The 24,282-nt window shown below is 35.5% G+C and carries 23 protein-coding genes, 1 pseudogene and 1 riboswitch; of the genes and pseudogenes, 12 read left to right on the plus strand and 12 right to left on the minus strand.

The genetic code is table 11. The features are described 5' to 3' along the window. The first annotated feature begins 5 nt into the window (after window positions 1-5). Window positions 6-1,535: an alkyl hydroperoxide reductase subunit F gene (ahpF, locus tag MHH81_RS11475; RefSeq protein WP_340921265.1), complete on the plus strand. Its 1,530-nt coding sequence runs from the start codon at window positions 6-8 to the stop codon at window positions 1,533-1,535. A 174-nt stretch (window positions 1,536-1,709) separates the two neighbouring features. Here the strand turns inward: ahpF and MHH81_RS11480 are convergent. The 6 genes and pseudogenes from MHH81_RS11480 to MHH81_RS11505 all read right to left on the minus strand — a co-directional run. After that, a pseudogene (locus MHH81_RS11480) lies at window positions 1,710-1,988 on the minus strand (MarR family transcriptional regulator); the annotation flags it as partial. Next, window positions 1,927-2,106, minus strand: a complete 180-nt coding sequence (locus MHH81_RS11485) for a hypothetical protein (RefSeq protein WP_340925374.1) — start codon at window positions 2,104-2,106, stop codon at window positions 1,927-1,929. The gene MHH81_RS11485 and the pseudogene MHH81_RS11480, both read right to left, overlap by 62 nt. Window positions 2,107-2,141: 35 nt before the next feature. Then, window positions 2,142-3,092 (minus strand): hypothetical protein, encoded by a 951-nt coding sequence (locus MHH81_RS11490; protein ID WP_340921266.1) that lies wholly within the window; start codon window positions 3,090-3,092, stop codon window positions 2,142-2,144. A 195-nt stretch (window positions 3,093-3,287) separates the two neighbouring features. Continuing rightward, window positions 3,288-3,419 carry a hypothetical protein gene (locus MHH81_RS11495; RefSeq protein ID WP_340921271.1) on the minus strand — a complete coding sequence of 44 codons (132 nt, stop codon included), beginning with the start codon at window positions 3,417-3,419 and terminating at the stop codon, window positions 3,288-3,290. A gap of 70 nt (window positions 3,420-3,489) precedes the next feature. Next, window positions 3,490-4,170, minus strand: a complete 681-nt coding sequence (locus MHH81_RS11500) for a Dph6-related ATP pyrophosphatase (protein ID WP_340921273.1) — start codon at window positions 4,168-4,170, stop codon at window positions 3,490-3,492. A 261-nt stretch (window positions 4,171-4,431) separates the two neighbouring features. After that, a complete protein-coding gene (locus tag MHH81_RS11505; RefSeq protein ID WP_340921276.1) occupies window positions 4,432-4,926 on the minus strand; it encodes an LURP-one-related/scramblase family protein in 495 nt (164 codons plus the stop codon). Between the two features lie 230 nt (window positions 4,927-5,156). On the opposite strand from MHH81_RS11505, the gene MHH81_RS11510 reads away from it, so the two are divergent. Continuing rightward, window positions 5,157-6,653, plus strand: a complete 1,497-nt coding sequence (locus tag MHH81_RS11510; RefSeq protein WP_340921278.1) for a polysaccharide deacetylase family protein — start codon at window positions 5,157-5,159, stop codon at window positions 6,651-6,653. A gap of 624 nt (window positions 6,654-7,277) precedes the next feature. Here the strand turns inward: MHH81_RS11510 and MHH81_RS11515 are convergent. Further along, entirely contained in the window at window positions 7,278-7,832 is a 555-nt protein-coding gene (locus MHH81_RS11515; RefSeq protein WP_340921280.1) for a helix-turn-helix domain-containing protein, read from the minus strand. Between the two features lie 115 nt (window positions 7,833-7,947). Here MHH81_RS11515 and MHH81_RS11520 point away from each other — a divergent pair, with 115 nt between their 5' ends. Together MHH81_RS11520 and MHH81_RS11525 are read left to right on the plus strand one after the other, a co-directional pair. Further along, a complete protein-coding gene (locus MHH81_RS11520; protein ID WP_340921282.1) occupies window positions 7,948-8,532 on the plus strand; it encodes a LysE family transporter in 585 nt (194 codons plus the stop codon). A gap of 856 nt (window positions 8,533-9,388) precedes the next feature. Next, window positions 9,389-10,207, plus strand: coding sequence for a YwqG family protein (locus tag MHH81_RS11525; RefSeq protein WP_340921284.1), 819 nt, complete (start codon window positions 9,389-9,391; stop codon window positions 10,205-10,207). A 368-nt stretch (window positions 10,208-10,575) separates the two neighbouring features. Here MHH81_RS11525 and MHH81_RS11530 read toward each other — a convergent pair whose 3' ends face one another. Both MHH81_RS11530 and MHH81_RS11535 read right to left on the minus strand, forming a co-directional pair. Then, entirely contained in the window at window positions 10,576-11,367 is a 792-nt protein-coding gene (locus tag MHH81_RS11530) for an alpha/beta fold hydrolase (RefSeq protein WP_340921286.1), read from the minus strand. A 960-nt stretch (window positions 11,368-12,327) separates the two neighbouring features. Further along, window positions 12,328-13,815, minus strand: a complete 1,488-nt coding sequence (locus MHH81_RS11535) for a carboxylesterase/lipase family protein (protein WP_340921289.1) — start codon at window positions 13,813-13,815, stop codon at window positions 12,328-12,330. 378 nt (window positions 13,816-14,193) lie between these two features. Between MHH81_RS11535 and MHH81_RS11540 the strand changes: the two genes are divergently transcribed. The 6 genes from MHH81_RS11540 to MHH81_RS11565 all read left to right on the plus strand — a co-directional run bounded on the left by MHH81_RS11540 (window position 14,194) and on the right by MHH81_RS11565 (window position 18,729). Further along, window positions 14,194-14,730, plus strand: a complete 537-nt coding sequence (locus MHH81_RS11540; protein WP_340921292.1) for a GNAT family N-acetyltransferase — start codon at window positions 14,194-14,196, stop codon at window positions 14,728-14,730. A gap of 228 nt (window positions 14,731-14,958) precedes the next feature. After that, window positions 14,959-15,068, plus strand: a riboswitch (TPP riboswitch). Window positions 15,069-15,142: 74 nt separating this feature from the next. Beyond that, complete coding sequence (locus MHH81_RS11545) at window positions 15,143-16,144, plus strand: ABC transporter substrate-binding protein (protein ID WP_340921295.1); 1,002 nt, start codon at window positions 15,143-15,145, stop codon at window positions 16,142-16,144. Between the two features lie 11 nt (window positions 16,145-16,155). Continuing rightward, window positions 16,156-16,446, plus strand: a complete 291-nt coding sequence (locus MHH81_RS11550; protein WP_340921296.1) for a thiamine-binding protein — start codon at window positions 16,156-16,158, stop codon at window positions 16,444-16,446. Next, a complete protein-coding gene (locus MHH81_RS11555; RefSeq protein WP_340921298.1) occupies window positions 16,446-17,213 on the plus strand; it encodes an ABC transporter permease in 768 nt (255 codons plus the stop codon). The genes MHH81_RS11550 and MHH81_RS11555 overlap by 1 nt, the downstream gene beginning before the upstream one ends. Beyond that, window positions 17,210-17,950 carry an ABC transporter ATP-binding protein gene (locus tag MHH81_RS11560; RefSeq protein ID WP_340921300.1) on the plus strand — a complete coding sequence of 247 codons (741 nt, stop codon included), beginning with the start codon at window positions 17,210-17,212 and terminating at the stop codon, window positions 17,948-17,950. Before MHH81_RS11555 ends, MHH81_RS11560 begins: the two co-directional genes overlap by 4 nt. 5 nt (window positions 17,951-17,955) lie before the next feature. Continuing rightward, entirely contained in the window at window positions 17,956-18,729 is a 774-nt protein-coding gene (locus MHH81_RS11565; RefSeq protein WP_340921302.1) for a TatD family hydrolase, read from the plus strand. Window positions 18,730-19,119: 390 nt separating this feature from the next. Here MHH81_RS11565 and MHH81_RS11570 read toward each other — a convergent pair whose 3' ends face one another. The 3 genes from MHH81_RS11570 to MHH81_RS11580 all read right to left on the minus strand — a co-directional run bounded on the left by MHH81_RS11570 (window position 19,120) and on the right by MHH81_RS11580 (window position 21,518). Further along, on the minus strand, window positions 19,120-19,983 hold the full coding sequence (locus tag MHH81_RS11570) for a GNAT family N-acetyltransferase (RefSeq protein WP_340921305.1): 864 nt from the start codon (window positions 19,981-19,983) through the stop codon (window positions 19,120-19,122). Between the two features lie 404 nt (window positions 19,984-20,387). Further along, entirely contained in the window at window positions 20,388-20,867 is a 480-nt protein-coding gene (locus MHH81_RS11575) for a DUF3221 domain-containing protein (protein ID WP_340921307.1), read from the minus strand. A gap of 114 nt (window positions 20,868-20,981) precedes the next feature. Beyond that, window positions 20,982-21,518, minus strand: a complete 537-nt coding sequence (locus tag MHH81_RS11580; protein ID WP_340921309.1) for a S16 family serine protease — start codon at window positions 21,516-21,518, stop codon at window positions 20,982-20,984. Window positions 21,519-22,250: 732 nt separating this feature from the next. Here MHH81_RS11580 and MHH81_RS11585 point away from each other — a divergent pair. After that, window positions 22,251-22,814 carry a TetR/AcrR family transcriptional regulator gene (locus tag MHH81_RS11585; RefSeq protein WP_340921311.1) on the plus strand — a complete coding sequence of 188 codons (564 nt, stop codon included), beginning with the start codon at window positions 22,251-22,253 and terminating at the stop codon, window positions 22,812-22,814. Between the two features lie 327 nt (window positions 22,815-23,141). Beyond that, the gene (locus MHH81_RS11590; RefSeq protein WP_340921312.1) at window positions 23,142-24,101 is read left to right on the plus strand and encodes an aldolase catalytic domain-containing protein; all 960 of its coding nucleotides are present in this window, start codon (window positions 23,142-23,144) and stop codon (window positions 24,099-24,101) included. Window positions 24,102-24,282: the final 181 nt, after the last annotated feature.

Raw genomic sequence — 24,282 nt, forward strand, 5'->3', positions numbered from 1 at the left:
ACTAAATGGCACTTGATTCAGAAATTAAGTCTCAATTAAATCAGTACCTTCAACTGCTTGAAAACGATATCGTACTAAAAGTAAGTGTAGGCACTGACAAAGTTTCAGATGAGATGCTAGCTCTAGTTGAAGAGCTAGCTTCTATGTCATCTAAAATTACTGTAGAAAAAGTAGAACTACCAAGAACACCAAGCTTTAGTGTTACCCGTGTTGGAGAAGAAACTGGAATTAATTTTGCTGGTGTTCCACTAGGCCATGAGTTTACTTCTTTAGTGTTAGCTCTGCTTCAAGTGAGTGGACGAGCGCCAAAAGTTGATCAAAGTATAATCGACCAAATTAAAAATATTACTGGTGAATATCACTTTGAAACATTTGTTAGCTTAACTTGCCACAACTGTCCTGACGTTGTGCAAGCCCTTAATATCATGAGTGTGCTAAACCCTAACATTACACACACCATGGTTGATGGTGCAGCGTACAAAGAAGAAGTGGAAAGCAAAGATATATTAGCAGTTCCAGCTGTTTACCTGAATGGCGAGTCATTTGGAAATGGTAGAATGACGATTGAGGAGATTCTATCTAAATTTGGTACTGGTCCTGATGTAGAAGAACTTTCCGGAAAAGAGCCTTACGATGTACTCGTTATTGGTGGTGGTCCAGCTGGTTCAAGTGCAGCAATCTATTCAGCACGTAAAGGTATTCGCACAGGGATTGTAGCAGAACGCTTTGGTGGCCAAATCTTAGACACACTGGCAATCGAAAACTTTATCAGTGTGAAAGAGACAGAAGGACCAAAGCTTGCGCAAGCACTTGAAGAGCATGTGAAAGAATATAATATTGACATTATGAACCTACAACGTGCAAAACGTTTAGAAAAGAAAGACCTAATTGAGGTTGAATTAGAAAATGGTGCTGTTCTTAAGAGTAAAGCAGTAATCATTTCAACTGGTGCTCGTTGGCGTAATGTTAATGTTCCCGGTGAGCAAGAGTTCAAAAACAAAGGTGTAGCTTATTGCCCTCACTGTGATGGGCCATTATTTGCAGGGAAAGACGTTGCGGTAATCGGTGGAGGTAACTCAGGGATTGAGGCAGCGATTGACCTTGCAGGGATTGTGAGTCATGTAACAGTTCTTGAATATAACTCAGAGTTAAAAGCTGATGAGGTACTACAAAAACGTTTATACAGCCTTCCAAACGTCACTGTCTTAACAAACGCTCAAACAAAAGAAATTACTGGTACTGACAAAGTAAATGGTATTTCTTACGTAAATCGAGAGACAGGTGAAGAAAAACACATCGAATTAGCTGGTGTATTTGTCCAAATCGGTCTAGTTCCTAACACTGATTGGTTAGAAGGAACGCTTGAACGAAATCGTATTGGTGAAATCATCATTGATAAGAGTGGAGCTACTACAATTCCTGGTGTATTTGCTGCTGGTGATTGTACAGACAGTGCTTATAACCAAATCATTATTTCTATGGGATCTGGTGCAACTGCAGCATTAGGCTCATTTGATTATCTAATTCGAAATTAGTTATTCAACATTAGAAACAGAATTTTAGTTTAGTGGTTTTATAAAATTAAATACATCAATTTGTAATGTAAGCAATTCCAACATCATTGTATTTAAAAATCACTATTCTTTCCAAATGGAAAGGATAGTGATTTTTACTTTAAGTTTTCAACTAAAATGTTTTCTTACTGGAAACTATAAGCCCCTATCCAATTTTAGAAAATTTTTAAGAAGTTTTAACTGTTCAGGACCTATCTTATCAGCGATTTCTTTTTCTAAATTTGCCTACAACGATTCATTTTTCACATAACATTCTTCACCTAATTTAGTTAACCGTATACATTTATCTTTCTAGTTATTTTCCACATTATTAATTTCAACTAGTCCTTTAGCTTCCAAGCTTTTTATGAATTTATGGGTGGCTTGCCTGGAAATATCCACATGTTTGGAAACATACGCAATAGTAGGCTGCTTTTAATAAATTCTCGCCAGGAATTTTTTGAAACTCTCCTCGCTTTAGTTCTACATATATTTCTATTACATCATAATTACTATTCCGTTTATCTTCTAATACTTGAGCAATCATCCACATTTTTATATTCTCTATGATATTACTATGTTCATATTCTACAATTCCAATTCGATTGTTCGCTCTAAAATTTCCAAAATTAAGCCGAGTTCTTTTACTGACTTCATTTTTTGAGCATCATCGCTTTCGTACGATGCCACTGCCTCCTGATAGCGCTTTATGGAATAGCGCGTTAACTCTTCCTTTACAATCTCTCGCTTCAATTCGTATAAAATATCGTTATACGGTTCATCATGGTAAATAGGCAAATACATGTTTTCTACAAAAATATATTCCCCTTGCGCATTTGTTGTCACTTTCAGCCCAAAATCATCTGTAATAAAAGGCAAGTCTGGCTGTGGTTCCATCGGGTCGAGTCGTTTAGGAATCTTTTCTGCAAGCTCGTTCATCTCATCTTCTGTAATCCCCATAAGATCTCTATAGGCCATTGCCACTTCTCCACTCGGGTATCCGCCTGTTTCGTCCAAGCCGATTCCTTTATTAAATAAATCTTGATAAAGCATTTCGTACTCTCTGTTTACTAGTACATAATACTCAATATATTCTTCCTCTGTAATCTGCAGCGTAGCAAACATTTTTTCATAATATGCTTTTAAATTAGCATCCTTCTTGTCATATTCAAGCTCCATTTTGATACGTTCTCTGAAAAAATCACGATTCTCTTCATTCCATTTGTAATCATGCTGCTCTAAATGATGGAAAAGTGCAAATTTCTCGATCGTCTTAATTAGACTAAAAAATTCAACAGCTTCTTTAGAATACAAAAAGTGATCTCGATAAAACATTTCATATTTTGTGATTTCTATAGTTCGATCATCAAACATACGAAAGCTTACTGGGTCTTCAAATTGTTGTGGCTCTTCGGTATTCAATAAGTTCGTTAATACAAGTATTGCACCTATCGCAAAAATGATCAGTGCAGCGGCTAGAAATAGCTTTATGTACGGGTTTTTTGGTGGTTGTTGATTGTGAATCGTTTCTTGATCCATTAAATCTGTCACCTCTTTCTCTTTTTTCTTACATTTGCGATAATATTCTGGTAACTAATTTTGTAGTAAAGCGCCCTAATATAAAATCTCCTTCTTATTCAGAAGGCAACCCTTTGCTTGCATAAAATTAGTGCCCTTCTTTTTATAAGAACATAAAATTTCATAAACCGCTTTTTCATTATGAATATCTTTATACTATACAAGTTGTTTATCTTCTAATTTTTCATCGATACTCATACATATACTATTAATTTCTTTTAACGTTTGTTTCATTTCATTATCTAATTTGCCAACTAAAATTTTTTCACTAATTCTATACCTATTCAATTCAGAAAAACCGCCTTTACTTATGATACGGTTCTCCGTTGTACCTCCAAAGGAGGTTATTTTCAAAATATTAATTTTCTAATTCTAATGCTAGGTACATGTAATCACCTTTTGATGTAATCTCACCATTTCTAACCTTTAAATCTTGTTTAAAAAGTGGGCCACTTATAACTGTGGTATGGAACTCTCCTGCTTCACCACAAGGGTCGATATCCCTTTCTTCTAACTCTTTCATATACTCTAAAGTTAGTACACGTCCAAGATCTTCTTCTTTCATTCCTTTTTTCAAATTAACTGTCACTACCTTTGTTATAAAGCCTAAATGGATAAACTCCTCTACTACATCTTTATGTCCTCTTTGCCAAAGTGGCATACCAAGTTCAAGCCCTACACTGCTTGTAACTCTTTCATGCCAACAATCTTGTACTGGTACATCAATATCACCTGTTACAAGCACCTCTGATCCTAATTCTTTCGCGTCTTTTAGCAGCTTTACAAATACCCCTTCATAACCTTCCCATGTCGCAGCCCCTGTATATAGCGGAAGTCCTATAGATTCTGCTTGTGCTTTAAGCACCGATGGAATAAGACTATGTGATCTTGACCTTTCTCCAGTTTCCTCCATCATTACAATAATTCCTATGGCTGTTCCTTCTTGCATAGCTTTATATAACGCTAAAGTACTGTCTTTCCCTCCACTATATGAGGCTATAAATTTTTTATTTTTTGCACCATCAATCCAGTTTTTCATTTTCTATCACTGCTACTCAAGATAGATATATACAAAAAATAGCTTTGAATACCTATATACCAATCTTTCAAGGGACTCTGACTATTTATTTTTAGGTATTTAATCTAGTAGCTTCCCCTTTCTCTTTTTTATTACTGTATCACTAAAAACTCGATAATAAAAAGCAGGGAATTCGTTCGTGATTTCCCCACTTTTTTGATGTTATTTATTATTTTGAATTTCTAAAAAAAACGTCAGCATTTTATATTCTTAGTCCCTACATTACGTCGCTGCTGAGGAAGCAGCTGCTTGGTCAGCCTTCACACAATCAATTGCGACAACGAACGCAATGATGATGGCCTCCATCTCCTCATTAAATATTTGAACCTTGTAGCTATCTCCCCAAGTGAACCACTCCTTGTTCACTTTACCGATGACTACACCATGCTGTAAGACTTGAAAATCCATATCCCACCAGTTACCATGTACCTCAATGTCAGCAGCATCAATCGTATAGCGTGCTTTAAAGAAAGAAAATTCCTTCTTAATCGTTAACACCTCTCGACCATTCACCTCAACAAAAAACTTCGGTAAAAAGCTGAACACCTTTTTCGTAATAAGTGCGACTTCATCTCTTGTTGCATTCATAATGGAGAAAGTCTTTGGGATTTGCATAAAACTGCCCTCCACGTAATAAACATCCTTCTCCTGATGATCCTTTACCGTAAATTTGCCACTTAGACTGAATACCTTCTGCTTTATATAAAGTTGCTTCATACTACGCCTCCTTCGATATAGCATATTACTAAAGTGCCTATTTCATCATAGATATTAATAGTGATAGAAGTGGATTTTTATTGTATGTTGTTTAATAAAATTTGCTAAAGAACTCTCTCCTTCCCCTAATTACGATAATCTTGTCGAAAGATGAAAATAAAAACAATCTATTTTAAAACTTTCGTACACGCTCGTAAGTCTAATCTTATATACTTGAAAGGGGAATTATCATGTCTATCAGTCCAAGATCCAGAAAAAGAAGTCACTGGATCGATATCTTGTGTATCGTCGCTATAATCTTATTAAGTAGTTTAACAGTCTTCCTTCTGTTAAAATCTACCTCCACTAAACAACAAGAAATTGTTGCCTCGTCAAAGCAATCACCTGAGGCTAAAGAAAAAATCAAAGAAAGTAATTCGGTTTATCCTGGAATTCGTATTATCACAGAAACATCGAACGAAAAAAAAGCCCCATATGCAATTCAATATCCGCAAAGTAATGTTCAAAGTTTCAACGAAATAGTGAAAACATATACACAAAAATTAAAAACACTATACTTAGAAGAAACAAAATACATAAACGAAACGAATAAGCATAATAAAGGCGAGCTAAATATTTCATTTGAAGTATTCCAACATTCTACTGGATATTACTCATTTGTTTTACATTCTAGTATGTATACAGGTGGAGCTAACGGAGTATCCGAAAAGAAAATTTTCCGTCTACATAACCAATCAGGACATATGCTAACGTTAGAAGAACTACTAGGAAAAAATGAAAAAGCACTCGTAACCCTTTCAGAAAAAGTGAAAAAAGCAGTAACAATGGATAAACAAATTAAACCATATATAATACAAGATCAATTGGAAGAAAAAACTGCTCCAAAATGGGGGAATTTCTCTAATTTCGCCCTTACAAAAGATTCCATCTTATTTTATTATGATGAGTATGAAATTACAACAGGATCTGCAGGGGCACCTATCGTAACGATACCACTCACAGAAATCAATGATCTCGTAGCAGATGCATTTAAACTTCCTGTCGTAGCAGTAGATTCTAAACCTTCTACAAAAGTTCCTGCAAAAGAAGAACAAAATGTACCGAAAACTACTACAGAAGAAGCAGGCGAAGTATCCCCAAAAGACAAAGTAGTTAGCTTAACATTTGATGATGGACCTAATCCGGATACAACAGTGAAAATTTTAGAGACACTTAAAAAGTATAATGCAAAAGCTACCTTTTTTATGCTAGGAAGCCGGGTTTCTTTTTATCCTGAAATTGTTCAAGAAATGAAAGCAGCCGGACATGAATTAGGAAACCATACATGGAATCACCCTGATTTAACAAAGGCTTCTTCAGAAAAAATCGCTTTAGAGATTAATAATACAGACAATGCTATAGAAAAAGCTTCTGGTAGCAAACCTACAGTATTTCGTCCACCATATGGCGCAGTAAATCAAACAGTTCGCAATCAGACTGCACTTCCTGTTGTCCTTTGGGATGTTGACACAATGGATTGGAAATATCGCGATCCTAATCACTTACTTCAACACGTGAAACAACATGTAAAAAACGGATCAATCATATTAATGCATGACATTCATGCATCTACTGCTGAAGGGTTAGACGCAGTGCTTGCTTACCTAAAAGGTGAAGGTTATTCATTTGTAACCATTTCTGAATTGCACAAGTTAGAAAACCGCAAGCGCACTTTAAGTGCATCTTGACCTTTGCCAATTCCAAAGTGCTTTGGACGAAACATTGGCTATACTATTACCGTGCGATTTTTAGAGGAGCTTGATGTGACTGCCTCACATCAAGCTCCTCCTTTTTCGGTAATCTTATGGCGAATGTTTGTCCGTCGCTCTCTTGGACATTGAAAGGGCATGGTGCATTTGCTTTGGATAATGAGAGATAAAATACTTTCCTACTCTCTTAAAGGCGTCCGAAGATACAATTTCGAACGCGGCTTCACTTCTTTATCAATCGATACTGCCTATTTTTTCTCTATTTCCACTTGCCATATTCATAAAATACACCAGTTCATTGATTGAACGAAGCAAATCAAGACCCTAGGCAGAGCGCGATAAAGGAAGGAAGGCTAAGGGCGCCTCGTCCTGAGGCGACGCCTTCATGACCAACATCGTGTTGGCCCAATCGGCTTGATGCTTGTCCCCTGGAAAGAGTCCGCCTGAACCGAAAATCAACCTGTTCATGTAATAGTTCTGGATCATACAAAAGGATTTTTTTCATACATTCTATACTTTTAATAAAATCTTTATGAATTCTTCCACCTTACATATTTCCCGTTTGTTGTAATTCGAGTTGAGTCGTATACCTTTATGCTTCTTTTAGATTGGATAATGTATCGTCACACTTAATCTGGTTAGTGTTTCTCCAGAATTAAAATATGTGTGAGGTCTATCGGCCTTAAATCTGATTGAATCACCACTTTTTAATGTATATTCACATTCACTGACACGAATAGTTAGTTCTCCAGCAAAAACAGTGATAAATTCTTCAGTTCCCTCTCTGTGAGAATCAGAAGTTAATATCCCTTCTTTTTCAATTTCAACAGAATAAACTTCAAAGCGTCTATCCTCTTGAAAAGGAAAGTAGGGATATACTCTATACCTTCCATTGTCTTCAGATAATACTTGAATATCATTTTTAAAAACAACTTTGGTATCGGGCTGTGGATTATTTATAAGGGTAGTAAAGGAAACCTTTAAACCATTAGCTATTTTCCAAATAGTTGTAAGTGTTGGACTTGACTCTCCTCTTTCAATTTGCCCAATCATCGTTTTGCTTACTCCACTTAATTGCGAGACCTTCTCCAAGCTTAATTTTTCCTTTTCTCTGATAGCTTTTAAATTTCTTGCAAGTATAAGTTGGATTTCCTCCATAAAATCACTCCTACATTATGTACAATATAACGACCTTTATGTATAATAAAACGAACTACGTTATATTGTTTATTTCGGTCATTATAACATACAAAATAAAAAGGGAGGTCCAAAAATGCCTTTATTTTCATTTCTGTTATTTGTTTTTATTACCAGTTTTACTCCAGGTCCAAACAATATCATGGCAATGGCGTTTGCGAATAAACATGGATTAAAAAAAACAATTAAGTTTTGTTTAGGAGTAGGTGTCGGATTTTTTGTTATCACATTATTGTGTAGTTTTTTTAATATCTTACTTACAAGTGTTTTGCCAATAATTAAATTTCCGTTAACCATTTTAGGTGTAGGTTATATGTTATATTTGGCTTATAAAATACTTACAAGTAAGGACAATGACAGCGGAAATGATGTAGGTAATAGAAACTTTTTCTTAATAGGTAGCTTGTTACAATTTGTTAATCCGAAAGGTATTCTTTTTGGGATAACTGTTGTAGCAACCTTCATTCTTCCCTATTACGATTCCTATTTAAGCTACCTTCTTTTCTCATTATTTTTAGGAGTAGTTGGTTTAATAAGTACATTTACTTGGGGGCTATTTGGCTCGATTTTTCAAAAGTTTTTATTACAATACAGAAAACAGTTTAATATAATTATGGCAGTTTTATTGGTATATAGTGCTTTTTCAATTCTTGTCAAATGAGAAAACCAGCATGTGCTGCCCTTTAAGTGCAACATGTCCTACACCTATTTCAGGCGGCTTTGGACGAAACATTGTCTATACTATTACCGCGGGATTTTTAGAGGAGCTTGATGTGACTGCGTCACATCAAGCTCCTCCTTTTTCGGTCATCTTATGGCGAATGTTTGTCCGTCGCTCTCTTGGAATGTGGATGGGCATGGTTCATCATTTGGTTTGAATAATGAGGAAAAAAATCCTGTCCTACTCTTTAAAGGCGTCCGAAGATACAATTTCGGAAGCTCTGCACTTCTTTACTTATGGATATTCACTATTTTTTTCGAGTTCCACTGACCAACATGGGAACTGATTCCTAGTCATTTAAATAAGAGCATACCTTTTCGATAGAGTATGCTAACCCCACTAGGCGCTTTTTGTGAAAATAAGCAAGAAACACACCATTAAATAACTATAGAGTTACCGAAACTACATCTTCGGGCACTTTGACAATCACTAACAGAATAGCGATTATTTCGTCCTAAGTAAACCTATAACGCTCTAATGCAAAACAGGGTGCAGTGGACTTTTCCAACGAAATTATAATGATATAAATTATATAATCAACAGGTATGATAATTTATATATTAATTTAGAATGCTTTTGGCAACGGTTATAATAGCATCCTTCTCTATGAGTTCCTCCCCAATAGCTGTAAACCTAACTGATACTAATAATTTTTTTGAGTTATCTTCTAAGAGTGGTTTGTGGGATATTACTGCCCGTTGCGGGAAAATGGAAAAGTGAATGTGTAAACCTTACTTTCTTTTTATTGGTTACTATTTTAATATGATAGTACAGTCTTATTTAAGGGGTGCTAACAATGTCTCTACAGATTTTAGAAAAATTTCCTGCTCATATAGGTAAGCAAATGTTGAAATCCTCCAAGTCATTTATTGCTTTAAATGTTGAAAATATTGGAGAACTACCATTAACTGCATCTAAAGCAGGAGGTTATGGCTACTTTCCAAAAAACAAACCATTTCCAACAAATTCAGAAGGCCAACCATTGTATTTATTAGCGCAGCTGAATTTAGCGGAATTGCCACCGTTGCCGGGTTATCCTACATCAGGTATTTTGGTATTTTATGTGGATTTATACGATGATTTGATTGGTATGGATTTAAACAACTATAAGAATCGATCAGGTTATGCCGTTCATTATTTTGAAAATCCATCAGAAGCTTCTTATTCAAAAGAGGAGCAGGCTAATTTTTATACTGAAGAACCTGAATATGTAGTTGTAGAAGGTGAGTACAAATTGACGGGTGAAATCCGGGAGACATTATTGCTACAGGATTGTTTTGAATTTGAGCAATATTATGGTAAGAATATTTATGAACTTATCGAAGAGCATTTTAATGATACAGCAGATGATTTTTTGGATGAAATTTACGACTTTGTGACAGATAATGATGGTGATGGTAAAATAGGAGGTTTTCCAAGTTTTACACAGGAAGATCCACGTATTCACAATGAAGATTTACAACAAGATATACTGCTGTTCCAACTGGATTCTTGCCAGGGTGAAGGGGTAGAAATTATATGGGGTGATTGTGGAATCGGGAATTTCTTCATCCATCCAGATGATTTGAAACGAATGAGCTTTGAAAACGTTTGGTATAACTGGGATTGTCATTAAGAGCAGTCGTTAAATTAGTACTACTGAGCGTCGGACTTCCTTAATAAAGAGGAGTAATACACCCGAAAATTTTAATAAAGTGAAACGCAAGAATGCTGTTAAATCAATCAACATTCTTGCGTTTTTAAGTTTAGATGCTATTTGGTTAATAAAAGCGCAAGCGCCCTTTAAGTGCATCTTGTCCTTTACATTCCCGGGGTGCTTTGGACGAAACATTAGCTATACTATTACCGCGGGATTTTTAGAGGAGCTTGATGTGAATGCGTCACATCAAGCTCCTCCTTTTTCGGTAATCATATGGCGAATGTTTGTCCGTCGCCCTCTTGGAATGTAGACCTTCTTATTCTAAAAAAAATGCTGTCATCCAATTAAATGACAGCACTACTATGTTCAATTTTCGAAATATAATTGATAGAAAACGTATTGAACAACTCAGGCTGGTCAATATTACAAACATGACCACTTCTTTTTATTTTGATAAATTCAAAGCCCTTATTGTTCCGAGTAACTTCCTCAATTGGAGGGATAAATAAATAATCTTCATCACCCATCAGGAACAATGTCGGAATTGCAGTTGTAGATGCTTGTAGGCTTGCCAAATAAGGATTGATGAGTTTTGTTAAGGACATCCATTTTACGAATTCCTTCTGGCACATCTTTTTCGCCTCATTGACGAACGCTAACCGTGATTCTTCATGTTCTTTACGTGGCATAAGTATGTAGGCAAATAATTGATAGAGCAACATGTAAGGAACAAACAACTTTGTTGCACGTCCAGTCCATAGTAATATTTTCGCACGAATGTCGAATCGAATGATTGCACCGCCAAGAATCAGTGATTTCACACGTTCTGGGTAATGATCCGCAATTGTTTGCGCAACAATCGTACCAAGTGACATTCCTATAATATGGGTCTTTTCAACCTCTATTTGGTCCAACACTTCGATTACTTCTTTAGAGACATCTTTAAACGTATCTCCTTTTTTCCATTGGCCACGTTCGGATTTCCCGTGACCACGGAGGTCGATCAAAAGAACGTTATACTCTTTCTTAAATTCTCGAATCTGCTTAAACCAGATAGAAGAACTCCCCCCCGCACCGTGTATAAATGTTACCCATGGGGCAGTTGGGCTAATTTCATAAGTTCGATAGTGAAGCAATCTATGTCATCCTTCCTTAGTTAACTATTACTATTAAACCATTATCACTTAAACAAATACAACCACATCTATTTACAAATTACGACATATCACTACTTAAACACTTAATTCTGTCACATTCAATGTTCATAAGAAAATCAACATTTGCTGCACTTTAAGGGCATCTACATTCCCGAGGGCTTTGGACGAAATATTGGCTATACTATTACCGTGGGATTTTTAGAGGAGCTTGATGTGACTACGTCACATCAAGCTCCTCCTTTTTCGGTGATCTTATGGCGAATGTTTGTCCGTCGCCCTCTTGGAATGTAAATGGACATGATGCATCATTTGGTTTGGACAATGAGAGAAGAAATACTTCCCTACTTTTTTAAAAGCGTCCGAAGATACAATTTCGGACGCAGCTTCACTTCTTTATCAATCGATCCTTCCTATTTTTTCTCTATTTCCACTTTACATATTAATAAGCAAAAGAAAGTAAACCAGTTCATTAAATTGTATGAAGCATATTGTCTTTCTTATTTGACCTGTTAATTGGATCGGAAATTAACCTGTTCCTGGCATAAAATTTTATATACTTTCTTATTCCTAAAGAAAACCAGCATACGATGCCTTTTTAATTAACACTTTATCGAATATAGAATACTCAATACCCCCACTCGATTTTATAAATGTCTTCCTCGATAGCCTTATATGTAGAACTTCCCCTTAATACAGCTACTCTCTTTTTATGTAATAATATTCTCCAAAAATAGGATAATACCCTTTAGATCTCTACCCAAAAGAAGACACCACCAATTAGCTGTAACCAATCGGAGGTATCTTCTTTTTTTGATTGTATTTATATTCTTATCTACTACTTTCCCGATTTCTATGATCGTTTCTCTCCTTACGATTCTCTAACTAGTAATATCATAAAAGAACCAAGAAGTTCTTGGGGAAAACAACGGAAGAGGATTTCTACTTCCAAACCACATAAGTTCTGGAATTGCTACTTATTGGTTGCCATTCTTCTGATTTTTGACGGTATAGATTAGGATTCTCTGTTTCTATAAAACCTTTAATAGTACTTACAATCTCCGCATGGAGTGTTTCACGGCTTTTTTGATTGTCATTTGACCAAACAAAACGTCCTAAATTCGGTACTTCCCTTAAAAAGTTCCCAAACGTAAAAATAACATCCAAACCATGAAAAGTGCCAAATACCTTTCCCCAAGGTAACGGTAGCTCATCCCATGTAAACTTATATTGATAAATTGGTTTTGGAATGTCAGCAACCCTTCGCATCAGCTTGTTATTAAACCAATAGAAAAGGGTTCTATTGAATACTGTACATTTCAATTTATAAGACAGATATGATGGATACTTTAAGAAAGCTCGCCTGTTATAATTTTTCTCATTATGATTAAATAGCTCCCACAATTCCTTCTGACCTTTATAACCATAGACAAGCAGTAGACTGGCTTCATTGCGAACAGTACCAATCATCATCGGAACTGCATTTGATACTTGTAATTCTTTATCACTCCCTAAAGGCAATACCACCCCATCGCGAATATGAGAAATCTGCTTTACCCCTGCTCCTGCTTTTATAAGTTGCTCTGTTGTTTTACCTAACAAATACCGACGAACACCATCCGCTCCCATAGTACGCTTATATTGCTCTGCCATTTTGGATGAATCAATTAACCCATCCTGCAACAACAATACTGTAACCAAAGCCTCTGCAGCTTCTTCGGCCTTCACTGTCGAACGAAGAAGTGGATATCCAGACATCGCAATCGCCTTGTGGAACAATCCAGTTGCCATTTGTGAATGAATAAGTCCCCAAACATTCATACAACCAGCAGAATGACCCTGAATGGTGACATTACTTGCATTGCCGCCAAAATTGCCGATGTTGAGCTTTATCCACTCCAAGCCCTTAATCAAATCTAGCGTCACAAAATTACCTGAATCATTTACAGCATCACCTGTTTGTAGTGCAGGGTGATAAAACGCCCCTAAGAATCCCAAACGATAATTAATCGTCACTACGACCACATTCGCCTCCTCTGCAAGCCGAGAAGCCTCATAAATCGGATCACTCGCTGTTCCTCGAGTATTACTTCCTCCGTGAATAAAGACTAAAACAGGTCTTTTTTCGCTACCATCTCTAACTGGTGTCCACACATTTAGATAAAGGCTATCTTCAGAACCAACAAGTTCCCCATACAGACTAGTATCTGCAGTTCCATAAATTGTACCGGGTTGCGCAGAGGGCTCCTTAAAGGCATTTGCCTTGTATACTCCTTCCCAAGGCTCCACATCTTGCGGCCTCTTCCATCGCAACTGTCCAATCGGTGGTGCAGCATAGGGAATTCCTAAATACTTATCCACTTTCGATAACCGTATACCTTCAATCCATCCTGCCGTTGTTTCCACTAAAGGTCCTTCTTTAATCTGCATTCACTTGCTCCTTTCACTTTGAATATGTGTTAATTCAAGTGGAATCCTTTTGTTCATTATACATTTATCGGAAAATTCTAACAACTGTTAGTTTAGTATTTAACAAATATAATCAATGATGCCAACTAATTAAGCTAAATAGCCGCACAATCAAGGCTTTTGACAAATGTATAGCTAGTGCAGTATAGAGTAGAACTTCTATCTTAATCATATCTAAATTCTTACCGGTTACTTTCCCGATACATTGCCAATGCTGCTGTTCTTAACCAGATTTTAATATCAAGAACAGACTTTGGTATTGATCCTAAAAATAATTATTACAATAATGTTGTAATAATGTGTAAACAATAATATGTTTGTATAAAAAGGAGTGGGAGAATGTTTCCTGTGTTAGAAACAGAAAGGCTAATTTTGAGAGAACTAATAGAAGACGATGCACAAGGGATTTTGAATTGCTTTTCAAATGAAGATGTATTACGTTACTATGGGCAAAATCCATTAACAAATATAGAACAAGTTAAAAATATTGTTAGGAATTTTTCAAATAGCTATAAGGAAAAACAAGGGATTAAATGGGGAATTGAGATAAAAGGAACAGAAGGAATTATTGGAACCATTGGATTTCATGGATGGTCTTCTGAGCATAAGAGAGCAGAAATAGCTTATGCAATTTTGCCTGCACAATGGGGAAATGGGTATGCCACTGAAGCGGTTAAAAAAGTTCTATCATACGGATTTAATGAGCTAAATTTAACTCGAATTGGAGCTGTTGTTTTTACTGAAAATAATGCATCCAATGTGTTGTTAGAAAAATTAGGGTTTGAAAAAGAAGGGGTTCTTAGAAATTATATGTATCAAAATAATGTTCCGTATGATACGAACGTATACTCCTTACTTTCAACTAAAGTGCAGTAATCTAAAATTTTGATAATCATTTAGAAAGATAGAGTGAGGTTCATTTATATGCCTTGCTCTATCTTTTTTGATTATTATTTTTTACAAGCCAGTAGACCTCACTCTATTATCAAAATCTCTTCTAAAATAATCATTTCTTCTTTTCACCCCTCTTCACCAAATTCCCATATTTTACACTAGTCAAAATAAAGGATTCTGTTATAATGAGTTTGGAATATAATTTAATAGTTAGAATTGTGGGGGGACCGGTGTTGCCGGTTGAGATTACATCCTTGAGATGTTGACTCTTAGAACCTGATCTGGTTGATACCAGCGGAGGGAACATTATCTTGAACAATTAACTTTGTTTACTTATATGCGCCCTAGGTTCTCCCCTAGGGTGCTTTTTATTATGTAAATAGGAGGATTAGAAATGAAAAAGTGGTTAATTGTATTATGTTCTTTATTAATACTTGCAGGTTGTAGTAATCCGAAATCAGCAACGGAAACGGAAACGAAAAAGAAAGACACAAACTCTCTTAAAAAGGTATCTGTCGTACTTGATTGGACACCAAACACGAATCATACCGGTTTATATGTGGCAAAAGAAAAAGGCTATTTTGAAGACGAAGGATTAGATGTGGACATCATTATGCCGGGTGATGCTGGAGCAGATCAGCTTGTGGCTTCAGGCAAATCTGAGTTTGGCATAAGCTATCAAGAATCAATCACACAGGCACGTATACAAGATGTTCCTCTTGTTTCCATTGCAGCCATCATTCAACATAATACATCTGGTTTTGCCTCACCAGCTGCGAAGAACATTGTTACACCAAAAGACTTTGTAGGTAAAACATATGGGGGCTGGGGATCACCTGTTGAAAAATCTGTTATTTCTTCCTTGATGCAAGAAGAGAATGCTGATGTAAATAAAGTCTCGTTTGTTAATATGGGAGATACTGATTTCTTTACAGCTGTGAAACGAGACATCGATTTCGCATGGATTTATTATGGTTGGACTGGTGTAGAGGCAGAGCTGCGTGGAGAAAAGCTCAACATGGTATATTTAACAGACTACTCTGATAAACTTGATTATTACACGCCAGTTCTCTCAACTAATGAAAATATGATTAAAGAAAACCCAGATACAGTAAAAGCTTTTGTAAAAGCTGCATCCAAAGGATATGAATTTTCTATTAAACATCCATCCGATGCTGCCGACATTTTAATTAAAGAAGTGCCTGACTTGGATCCAAAGCTTGTTAAAAAAAGTCAAGAATGGCTAGCCTCTAAATATCAAGATGATGCACCAAGATGGGGCGAGCAAAAACAAATAGTATGGGAAAATTATGCTTCGTGGATGTTTGACAATGGCCTGCTTGAGAAAAAGCTTGATGCCAAAAAAGCATTTACAAATGAATTTTTACCACAATAAGGGGTTATAAAATGACAAATTCACTGATCAGTATTCAAATCATACCAAAAACAAAAAATGGCGAAAGTGTTATTCCGTATGTAGATGAAGCAATCCGAGTGATACAAGAGTCCGGGGTAAAATTTGAGGTACACCCTCTCGAAACAACAATGGAAGGCGATTTACAGCAATTACTTCAGGTTATCACGAAAATGAACGATCGCATGATTGAGATGGGAAGCAGTAACGTTATCTCTCAAATAAAAGTATTGTACCAACCATCAGGCATTTTAATGGATCAGCTTACGGAGAAATATAGATAATGATGAAAATCGTATCGAAAGGGTGGAGACCTTTACTGGTTCTCCTCCTTTTATTCATTGTATGGGAAACGATTGTGATTAAATTTAGAATTCCAGATTGGCTTTTACCCACTCCGACAAAAATATTTTATGAAGGTTTCGAAGGTTGGTCCAATTTTTACCCACATTTATTATCAACCATAAAACTATCCTTACTCGGATTTGCACTAGGTTTACTAATCGGTTTACTTACGGCTATTTTATTGCATTTGTTCCCTTTCATTCGGGAATCGATTTATCCGTTACTAATCATCTCACAAAACATTCCAATTATTGTATTGGCCCCTCTTTTAGTGATTTGGTTTGGCTTTGGATTATTACCAAAAATAATCGTCATCACGCTCGTTTGCTTTTTTCCAATCACGGTTGCCGCATTAGATGGTTTTAAGCAAACTTCCAATGAATTAAAGCATTACATGATTATGGCAGGTGCGTCGAAAAAGCAATTATTTTGGAAGCTGGAGCTTCCCTATGCACTTCCTTCACTATTTTCAGGTTTGAAAATATCCGCTACCTACAGTGTTATGGGGGCAGTTATTTCTGAATGGCTTGGAGCGAAGGATGGTATCGGTGTTTATATGACACTCGCCTCTTCATCCTTTCGAACAGATAGAGTATTTGTGGCTATATTTGCTATTGTGACATTAAGTTTATTATTTTTTTCTATAATTGTTCTTATTGAGCGCTGGCTTGTTCGGTGGCAGTTGAAAGGGGCGAAATGGAAGTGAGTCATCTTACGGTTTCCAATATTTCTAAGCAATTTGACAAAAATGAAGTTATCAAGAATCTCGCATTCACAGTTGAAGAGAATGAGTTTGTTTCGATTATTGGGCCATCAGGTAGTGGGAAAAGTACTATTTTTAGTCTTATTGGAGGAATCCTCTCACCAGATAAAGGCACCATTCACTTAGATCATCAAGTCATTAACGGAAAACGGGGGTTTATTAGCTATATGCCACAAACCCCTTCTCTCCTACCTTGGAGAACGATCCTTGAGAATGTATTGCTAGGGCAAGAACTTCAAGGAAAAAAAGAAAAAGAAGCAGCATTAGAAATGATCGATATCGCTGGATTAACGGGTTATGAAAATGCGTATCCTCATGAATTATCAGGTGGTATGAAGCAAAGGGCTTCCTTTATTCGAGCATTATTAAGTCCACAATCCATCATTTGCTTGGACGAACCTTTTTCAGCCTTAGATGAATTAACACGGCTTGATATGCAAAAATGGCTTTTATCGATTTGGGAAGGACATCGAAGAACCATCCTTTTTGTGACACATAATATTGAAGAAGCATTATTTCTATCTGACCGAATTATTGTTTTATCCAATAAACCTTCTCAAGTGGCAGCCGAATTTCACGTTCCTTTTTCACGTCCAAGGGAGGAAAGTCTATTTCTAGAAGACGAGTTCTTAGAATGGAAAAGGAAAATTTACTATTCCCTCAAAAAAACAGGAGAGTGATTAAGTTGCTAAAAATGATTGATGCACATATTCACTTAGATCATTATAACGATCAAGAAATAAAGGATATCATTGAAAGAGACTCATCTTTAGAAGCACTAATATCCGTTTCTTTTGATTTAGACTCAAGTAAAAAAAATAAAGAGCTTGCCAAAATATACTCAAAGGTTAAGCCTGCTTTCGGTTATCATCCTGAGCAAACACCCCCTACGGAGAAGCAATTGGATGATCTTTTCAGTTGGATAAAGAGCAATCAAAATGACATGGTTGCAATTGGTGAAGTAGGGCTTCCTTATTATTTAAGAAAAGAACAAAAACTATCGACTCTTCAACGCAGCCAGTACATTGAACTATTAGAAGCATTTATTAAACTAAGTAAGGAATTTGAAAAACCTATCGTCCTTCATGCTGTTTATGAAGATGCCCCCATCGTTTGTGATCTTTTAGAGAGATATTCAGTTTCAAAAGCCCATTTTCATTGGTTCAAAGGTGATTCCAAAACGGTCCTGCGAATGGCAGAAAACGGGTACTACATTTCTGTCACGCCCGATGTTTTGTATGAGGAGGAGATTCAACAGCTCGTTCAATCCTATCCACTTCAGCAAATCATGGTCGAAACAGATGGTCCATGGCCGTTTGAAGGACCTTTTACCGGAAAGATGACTCATCCCTCCATGATAAAAGAATCTATTAAAACGATATCCGAAATAAAAAAGCTTACAATTGATGAAGTTTATTATCACATTTTTAATAATACAAAATCATTCTTTTCTATTTAATGAAGCAGGAATACAGCTTGCTCTTATTAATGAAGCTATATCAAAATTTAAGAGAGAGTACCAAAACACAGGAGAAGGATTGCCACCTTCTCCTTTTGTTTCTCTATACGAAATAAGAGAGTAACAAAACCTGTCAGTTCCGGAATGCAATATTGAATACGTTTGATGCTAGACTAAAAAGTAGAAACAGATTGTCCTATCGCTGCTTCCATAGGTAAAATCATTATATAAAAAATAGACCTAACTAAATTAGTTAGATCATTTATGATTGTTCAATTTTCAGTAATTTTCTTTTAAAACATATAATTTAACATTAAGTAAAAAAACCTCACTTATTGTGATACGGTTCACCGTGACGAATCGAAATGAGGTTATGTCTACTTAATCGTTTTATGTTTGAGATATCCTAGGAAATCGGGCGAGCGTCGGAAAGCCTTTGTTAGTGGTTGTCCGGATCATCCAATTGCTAGATGTATCTACTGCTACTTTTAAATTTTTAATAGGTTGATCAGGTGTAAAGTGACAGACTACTGTTTTCACATTCTTCGGAGTGATTAGCTCAACAAGTTCCTGTAAATTTACTTTCCTCGGTGACAGTATGTCATATAGATGCAGCTGATCTCCATCAATTTTAAAAATAGTATAAACATCATCCTGCGGTCGATGGACTAAGTCCCTAAAACCTAATGTATAGTAGAACATCAGAACATGCTCATCGCCTCGCGCGGATAAAATATTTGAGTGAGGTTGAGATTGTTTTTTAATTTCTAGCATCATATTTGGTGGAACAATGCATTTTTCTAACGGTTCATCGATAAGCTGGTATCCTTTTAGATCAATAACACATTGGTTCTCATCATTGTGCGTAAAACCACATTTTTGATAGAGAGGTACTGCCTCAGCATCAGCTGCTAAAAAATATAAATCATATAGATGGTCATAATCTGCAAGTACTTTACTTAACAGCTGGTATGCTAATCCTTGTCTTCTAAATTCAGGATCAGTCATTACCGTTCCAATCTGGATAGCCTTCTGTATTTTCCCATCAATGATCAGTTCCATTGTATTGAGCGAAACATTAGAAATTACTTCATTATTATTAACATAGCTGTAGCATATATAGTTTTCATTCCAAAAGCCCTGTTGATACCACTCTTCAAAATCAATACCAAAGGTCTTTTTAGCTAGATTGTTAAATGATACCCGATAGTTATTGTTGTTTTTGTAGTCTTTAATAAACTTATATGTTTTCATTTTTCACCTGAAACCCTCATATTTTATTTGGCATAATTAAAGCTAACTACAATATATTTTTGTCAGCCTTCAACTAAGTAACCTGTATCCAAAAGCACATCATCCAATTGGATTAATTTTCTCTTATAGGCAAGTGAAACAAATACTATTGGTCCTCCAATGATTCTTTTATATCAAGCTACCATTTAACAATAAATAAATAGATAGAGTCTTGTTTAGATATTAAAACTCAAATATCACATCTAATTATTGGAATTAATAATTATGGAACTTTAATTGTACAACATCTAAAACTAGCAATAGGAGCTTCATTAGAAATTAAGTAATGTCTCTTAAAGGCCTTCTTTTTATTCATTTAAGTCGAGAATGTTGATAATGATGGAAGGAGAGAGCAGGTTTCGAGACTAGTACTCATCTCGCGATGCTTCATCTTCTATTTGGAAATATAATTCTTCGCCGTCAGTTATAACAGTTATATCCCAATTATCACTTTCGGCTGAGTAATTTATCTTTTGTATTGCAGGTACCAATAACTCTTCCTGTTCACTTAACAATAATTTTATGACATCTTGCTCTGATAAATCTGCTTTATTCGGTTTATTAGAACCTAAAACCTTAATGCGATTTGATCTAGCTTGTCCAGGATAGGATTCTTCAATATTGTTGTAATATGCTTTCACTTTTTGTCCCAATTCATATTTCTTATCATTTGTAGATACCCAAACCGCATCATAATGCTCATTGGATTTTTTTGATTCACCATACGTAATTGGTTCAGGATTAACTATGAGTATTCTACCATCTTCTTTATCGACAATATAACCTTCGACACTAGAACAACCTGTTAATACTAAAAAAACAAAGATTAGATTTCTCTTTTTCATAGAACCTTCCCCTATTTGACCTACCCATCAAGTGTTCCCATAAATAATTCAATGAAGTTTTAGAACAACTCATTCATGTACATGGGTATGAAGCAGATCTTATGAAAATTATATTTATTTATTTTTATCGTTCAACTCATTGATCATTTGAACTGCTTCATCGATATGAGACACATCAAAAATTTGCATGGTTATGTTTTGTTCCTTTTGAATGATTGCTGCTTCTTCCGCATTTTCACTCGGTATAATCATATAGGAATAACCAGATACTTCAGCAATTTGTATTTTTTCTTTGATAAGACCTATTGGTAACACGTCTCCCGTTTTACTAATTGCCCCAGTAACTGCAAAAGATAAATCATTTTGCAAATCACCTCTTATAATTAGCCCTATTAACGCTAGACCTAATCCTGCGCTATTTCCACCAATATGATCTCTATTTAAAAATTCATTTATTGTTGCATCTTCTTGGCCTAAGTAATGATTCACGCTTTCTCTCATTTGTTCAAAGTCATTTTTCTTAAGAAGAAGCCAATCCAATAATTGCCGGTTTTTACTTCCATAAAGATCAAAATTGGTTACTTCTATAATATCTAAGAATTGTATATGTTGTTTGTTTAAAGAGTCCTCTACGGACTGTTTGCTCTCCATATGTTTAAAATCTACACTATTTACCCCTACTAAGTAGATTCCTGAGTTTACGAATATGTTTGTTGGTTCATTATAAAGAAAAACCCTGTGCGTATATCCTTCAAAAAATATAAGTGGTAGTTCGAAACAAATCAGCAAGAGCATGACGCAAGAAGAAAGTGGGATTTTTCGTTTATATCTATTCTTTTTTCGATGCACAATGCGAACAATTAATAAGATGATGAGGCTAAGCAATAATAAAAAGACAAATGAAACTCCACCGATAACATCATGAAGATATAAATATAAAAATATGCCATAATAGAGTAACGTAAAAATAACAGAAACGATATAAGGTGTACTTTTTTTACGATTAAAGATGTTTCCTTCACCCCTTACTTTACCATTAGTCTATTTCTAAATAGTAGGATTAATTCCTATTACTATTTGTGAAAAATATGACTTAAATTATATTAGAATTTCAGACCCTCATTCCAAATTTATCGTAGGATTATCCTGGTTAAAAAACAAATATCTTCATTTGCAAACGATTTTAAGAATTTTATCTTTGCATACTATCACAAAAAATGATAAAAATTCCCCCAAATTTGGAATGAACTCCTTCAAATAAAGAATTTTTACCATCTAAATTTGGTACAGATTTGATTGATAAAATAAAAAACTATAATACATGTTAAAATTTGTTATACTAACAAACAGACCTGTTGGTATGTTAGGAGAAATACATCAAATATGGATACAAAATTACTATTGATTGATACTGCTACATTGCTTTTTCAGCAAAAAGGCTACAAAAGTGTAGGACTCAATGAAATCTTAAAAGCATGTAACGTTACTAAAGGAGCCCTTTATCACCATTTTCCAAATGGAAAAGAAGAACTGTTAATTACTTGTTTACACGGATTAAACGAAGCTATTACGACAGATATCGAAGCTATTTTCAGTAGGCATCTATCGACAATAGATGCTACTCTATCAATGATTGATACGTTAATTCACAAATTTGAAAAAGACGGTACCATTACTGGGTATACATTTAGCAGCATTGTCAGTGAAATGGCCACGATGAGTGAACCTGTCCGCAATGCTTGTAGTGCGCTATATGAAAACATTCAACACATTTACTGTGCGAAACTTCTAACAGAAGGCTTTTCAAATGAATCAGCTTCCGCTATTTCGTTGATGATGACAGCTTCGATTGAAGGTGCAATGATGCTTTGTTTAACGCAAAAATCAACAGATCCATTAAAAACGATTGCCAAACTCTTACCGAATTTATTAAAGTCGTGTGAATAAGGGAGCCGGTCTGTTTAAAAATAACAAAAAAAAATTCTAAAGTTCAAGATTTTTTTGTTTCAACCAGCACATACGTCCACAATTTAGACACAACGAGAGATGTAATACCGAAAAAACATTGCTTCTCCCCCCTCTTCTTACACAATATAACAAAATCGTTAAGCAAAAGTTGCATAAAATAGTATTTATGTTTTTTCGTAAAATGTGCCATACTATTTAAATTAAATCAAATTGCAATATTATTATTACTTCTAATATTCTAACGAATATTAGAAGTCACTTCGTAGAAGTAAGTAATGATATCAATAACTGGAGGAAATGCCTACTATGGAACATAATAGCAAAATAATAGACTGTACCATTCGTGATGGAGGTTTGGTTAACAATTGGGATTTCAGCGTCGAATTTGTTCAAGACTTGTATAATGGCCTAAGTGCAGCTGGTGTTGAATACATGGAGATTGGCTATAAAAATTCCCCTAAACTTCTTAAAGCGACTGAACCTAATCCATGGAGATTTCTTGACGATAACTTCCTGAAAGAGATTATCCCTGAGAAAAAGTTTACGAAGCTATCTGCTCTAGTAGATATTGGGCGTGTAGATCCAAATGACATTCTACCACGTGAGCAAAGTGTTTTAGATATGATTCGAGTGGCGTGTTATATCCGCGAAGTAGATAAAGGCTTGGAGCTTGTGAAAATGTTTCATGATTTAGGTTATGAGACTGCTCTTAACATAATGGCTTTATCTAATGTACCTGAACACCAGCTTAAGGAAGCGTTTGAAATGGTGCTGGAAAGTCCTGTTGATGTTGTTTATATCGTTGACTCTTTCGGAAGTTTAGATCCTTTAAATATTGAGCATCAAGTAAAAAAATTCCAAGCAATGCTCCCTAACAAACAGCTTGGTATTCATACGCATAATAATATGCAATTAGCGTTCGCAAATACATTAACAGCGATGCGAAATGGGGTTAATTTCCTTGATTCTTCTGTTTATGGTATGGGGCGTGCAGCTGGTAATTGTCACACAGAACTACTCGTTAGCTACATACAAAAACCTAGTTATGAGATTAAGCCAGTTCTTGGTATCATTGAAAAGCATATGTTAGAAATGCGTCAAAATTGGGAATGGGGTTATATTATCCCTTACATGATCTCAGGTGTACTTAATGAACATCCACGTGTCGCCATGGCTTACCGTAATAGCGAAGATCGCGATAATTTCGTAGATTTTTATGACAAGGTAACAACACCAGAAGCAACTATAGCTCCAGCATCGAAATAGGTTAGATTACTAAAGGTACCTTCTAATGATAGAGGCCACTGAAAAACTTACGTTTTTAAAACAGTAAATTCTTTTAAACAAAAATCCGGCACTTCTTGTTCAAGTTTGAACAGGAATTGCCGGATTTATTTTATCTAATTCCCCTCTTTTTCGTTCAATAATTTCAAAATGCGTTTCAGAT

This window comes from Psychrobacillus sp. FSL H8-0484, assembly GCF_038005325.1.
Taxonomy (GTDB): domain Bacteria; phylum Bacillota; class Bacilli; order Bacillales_A; family Planococcaceae; genus Psychrobacillus.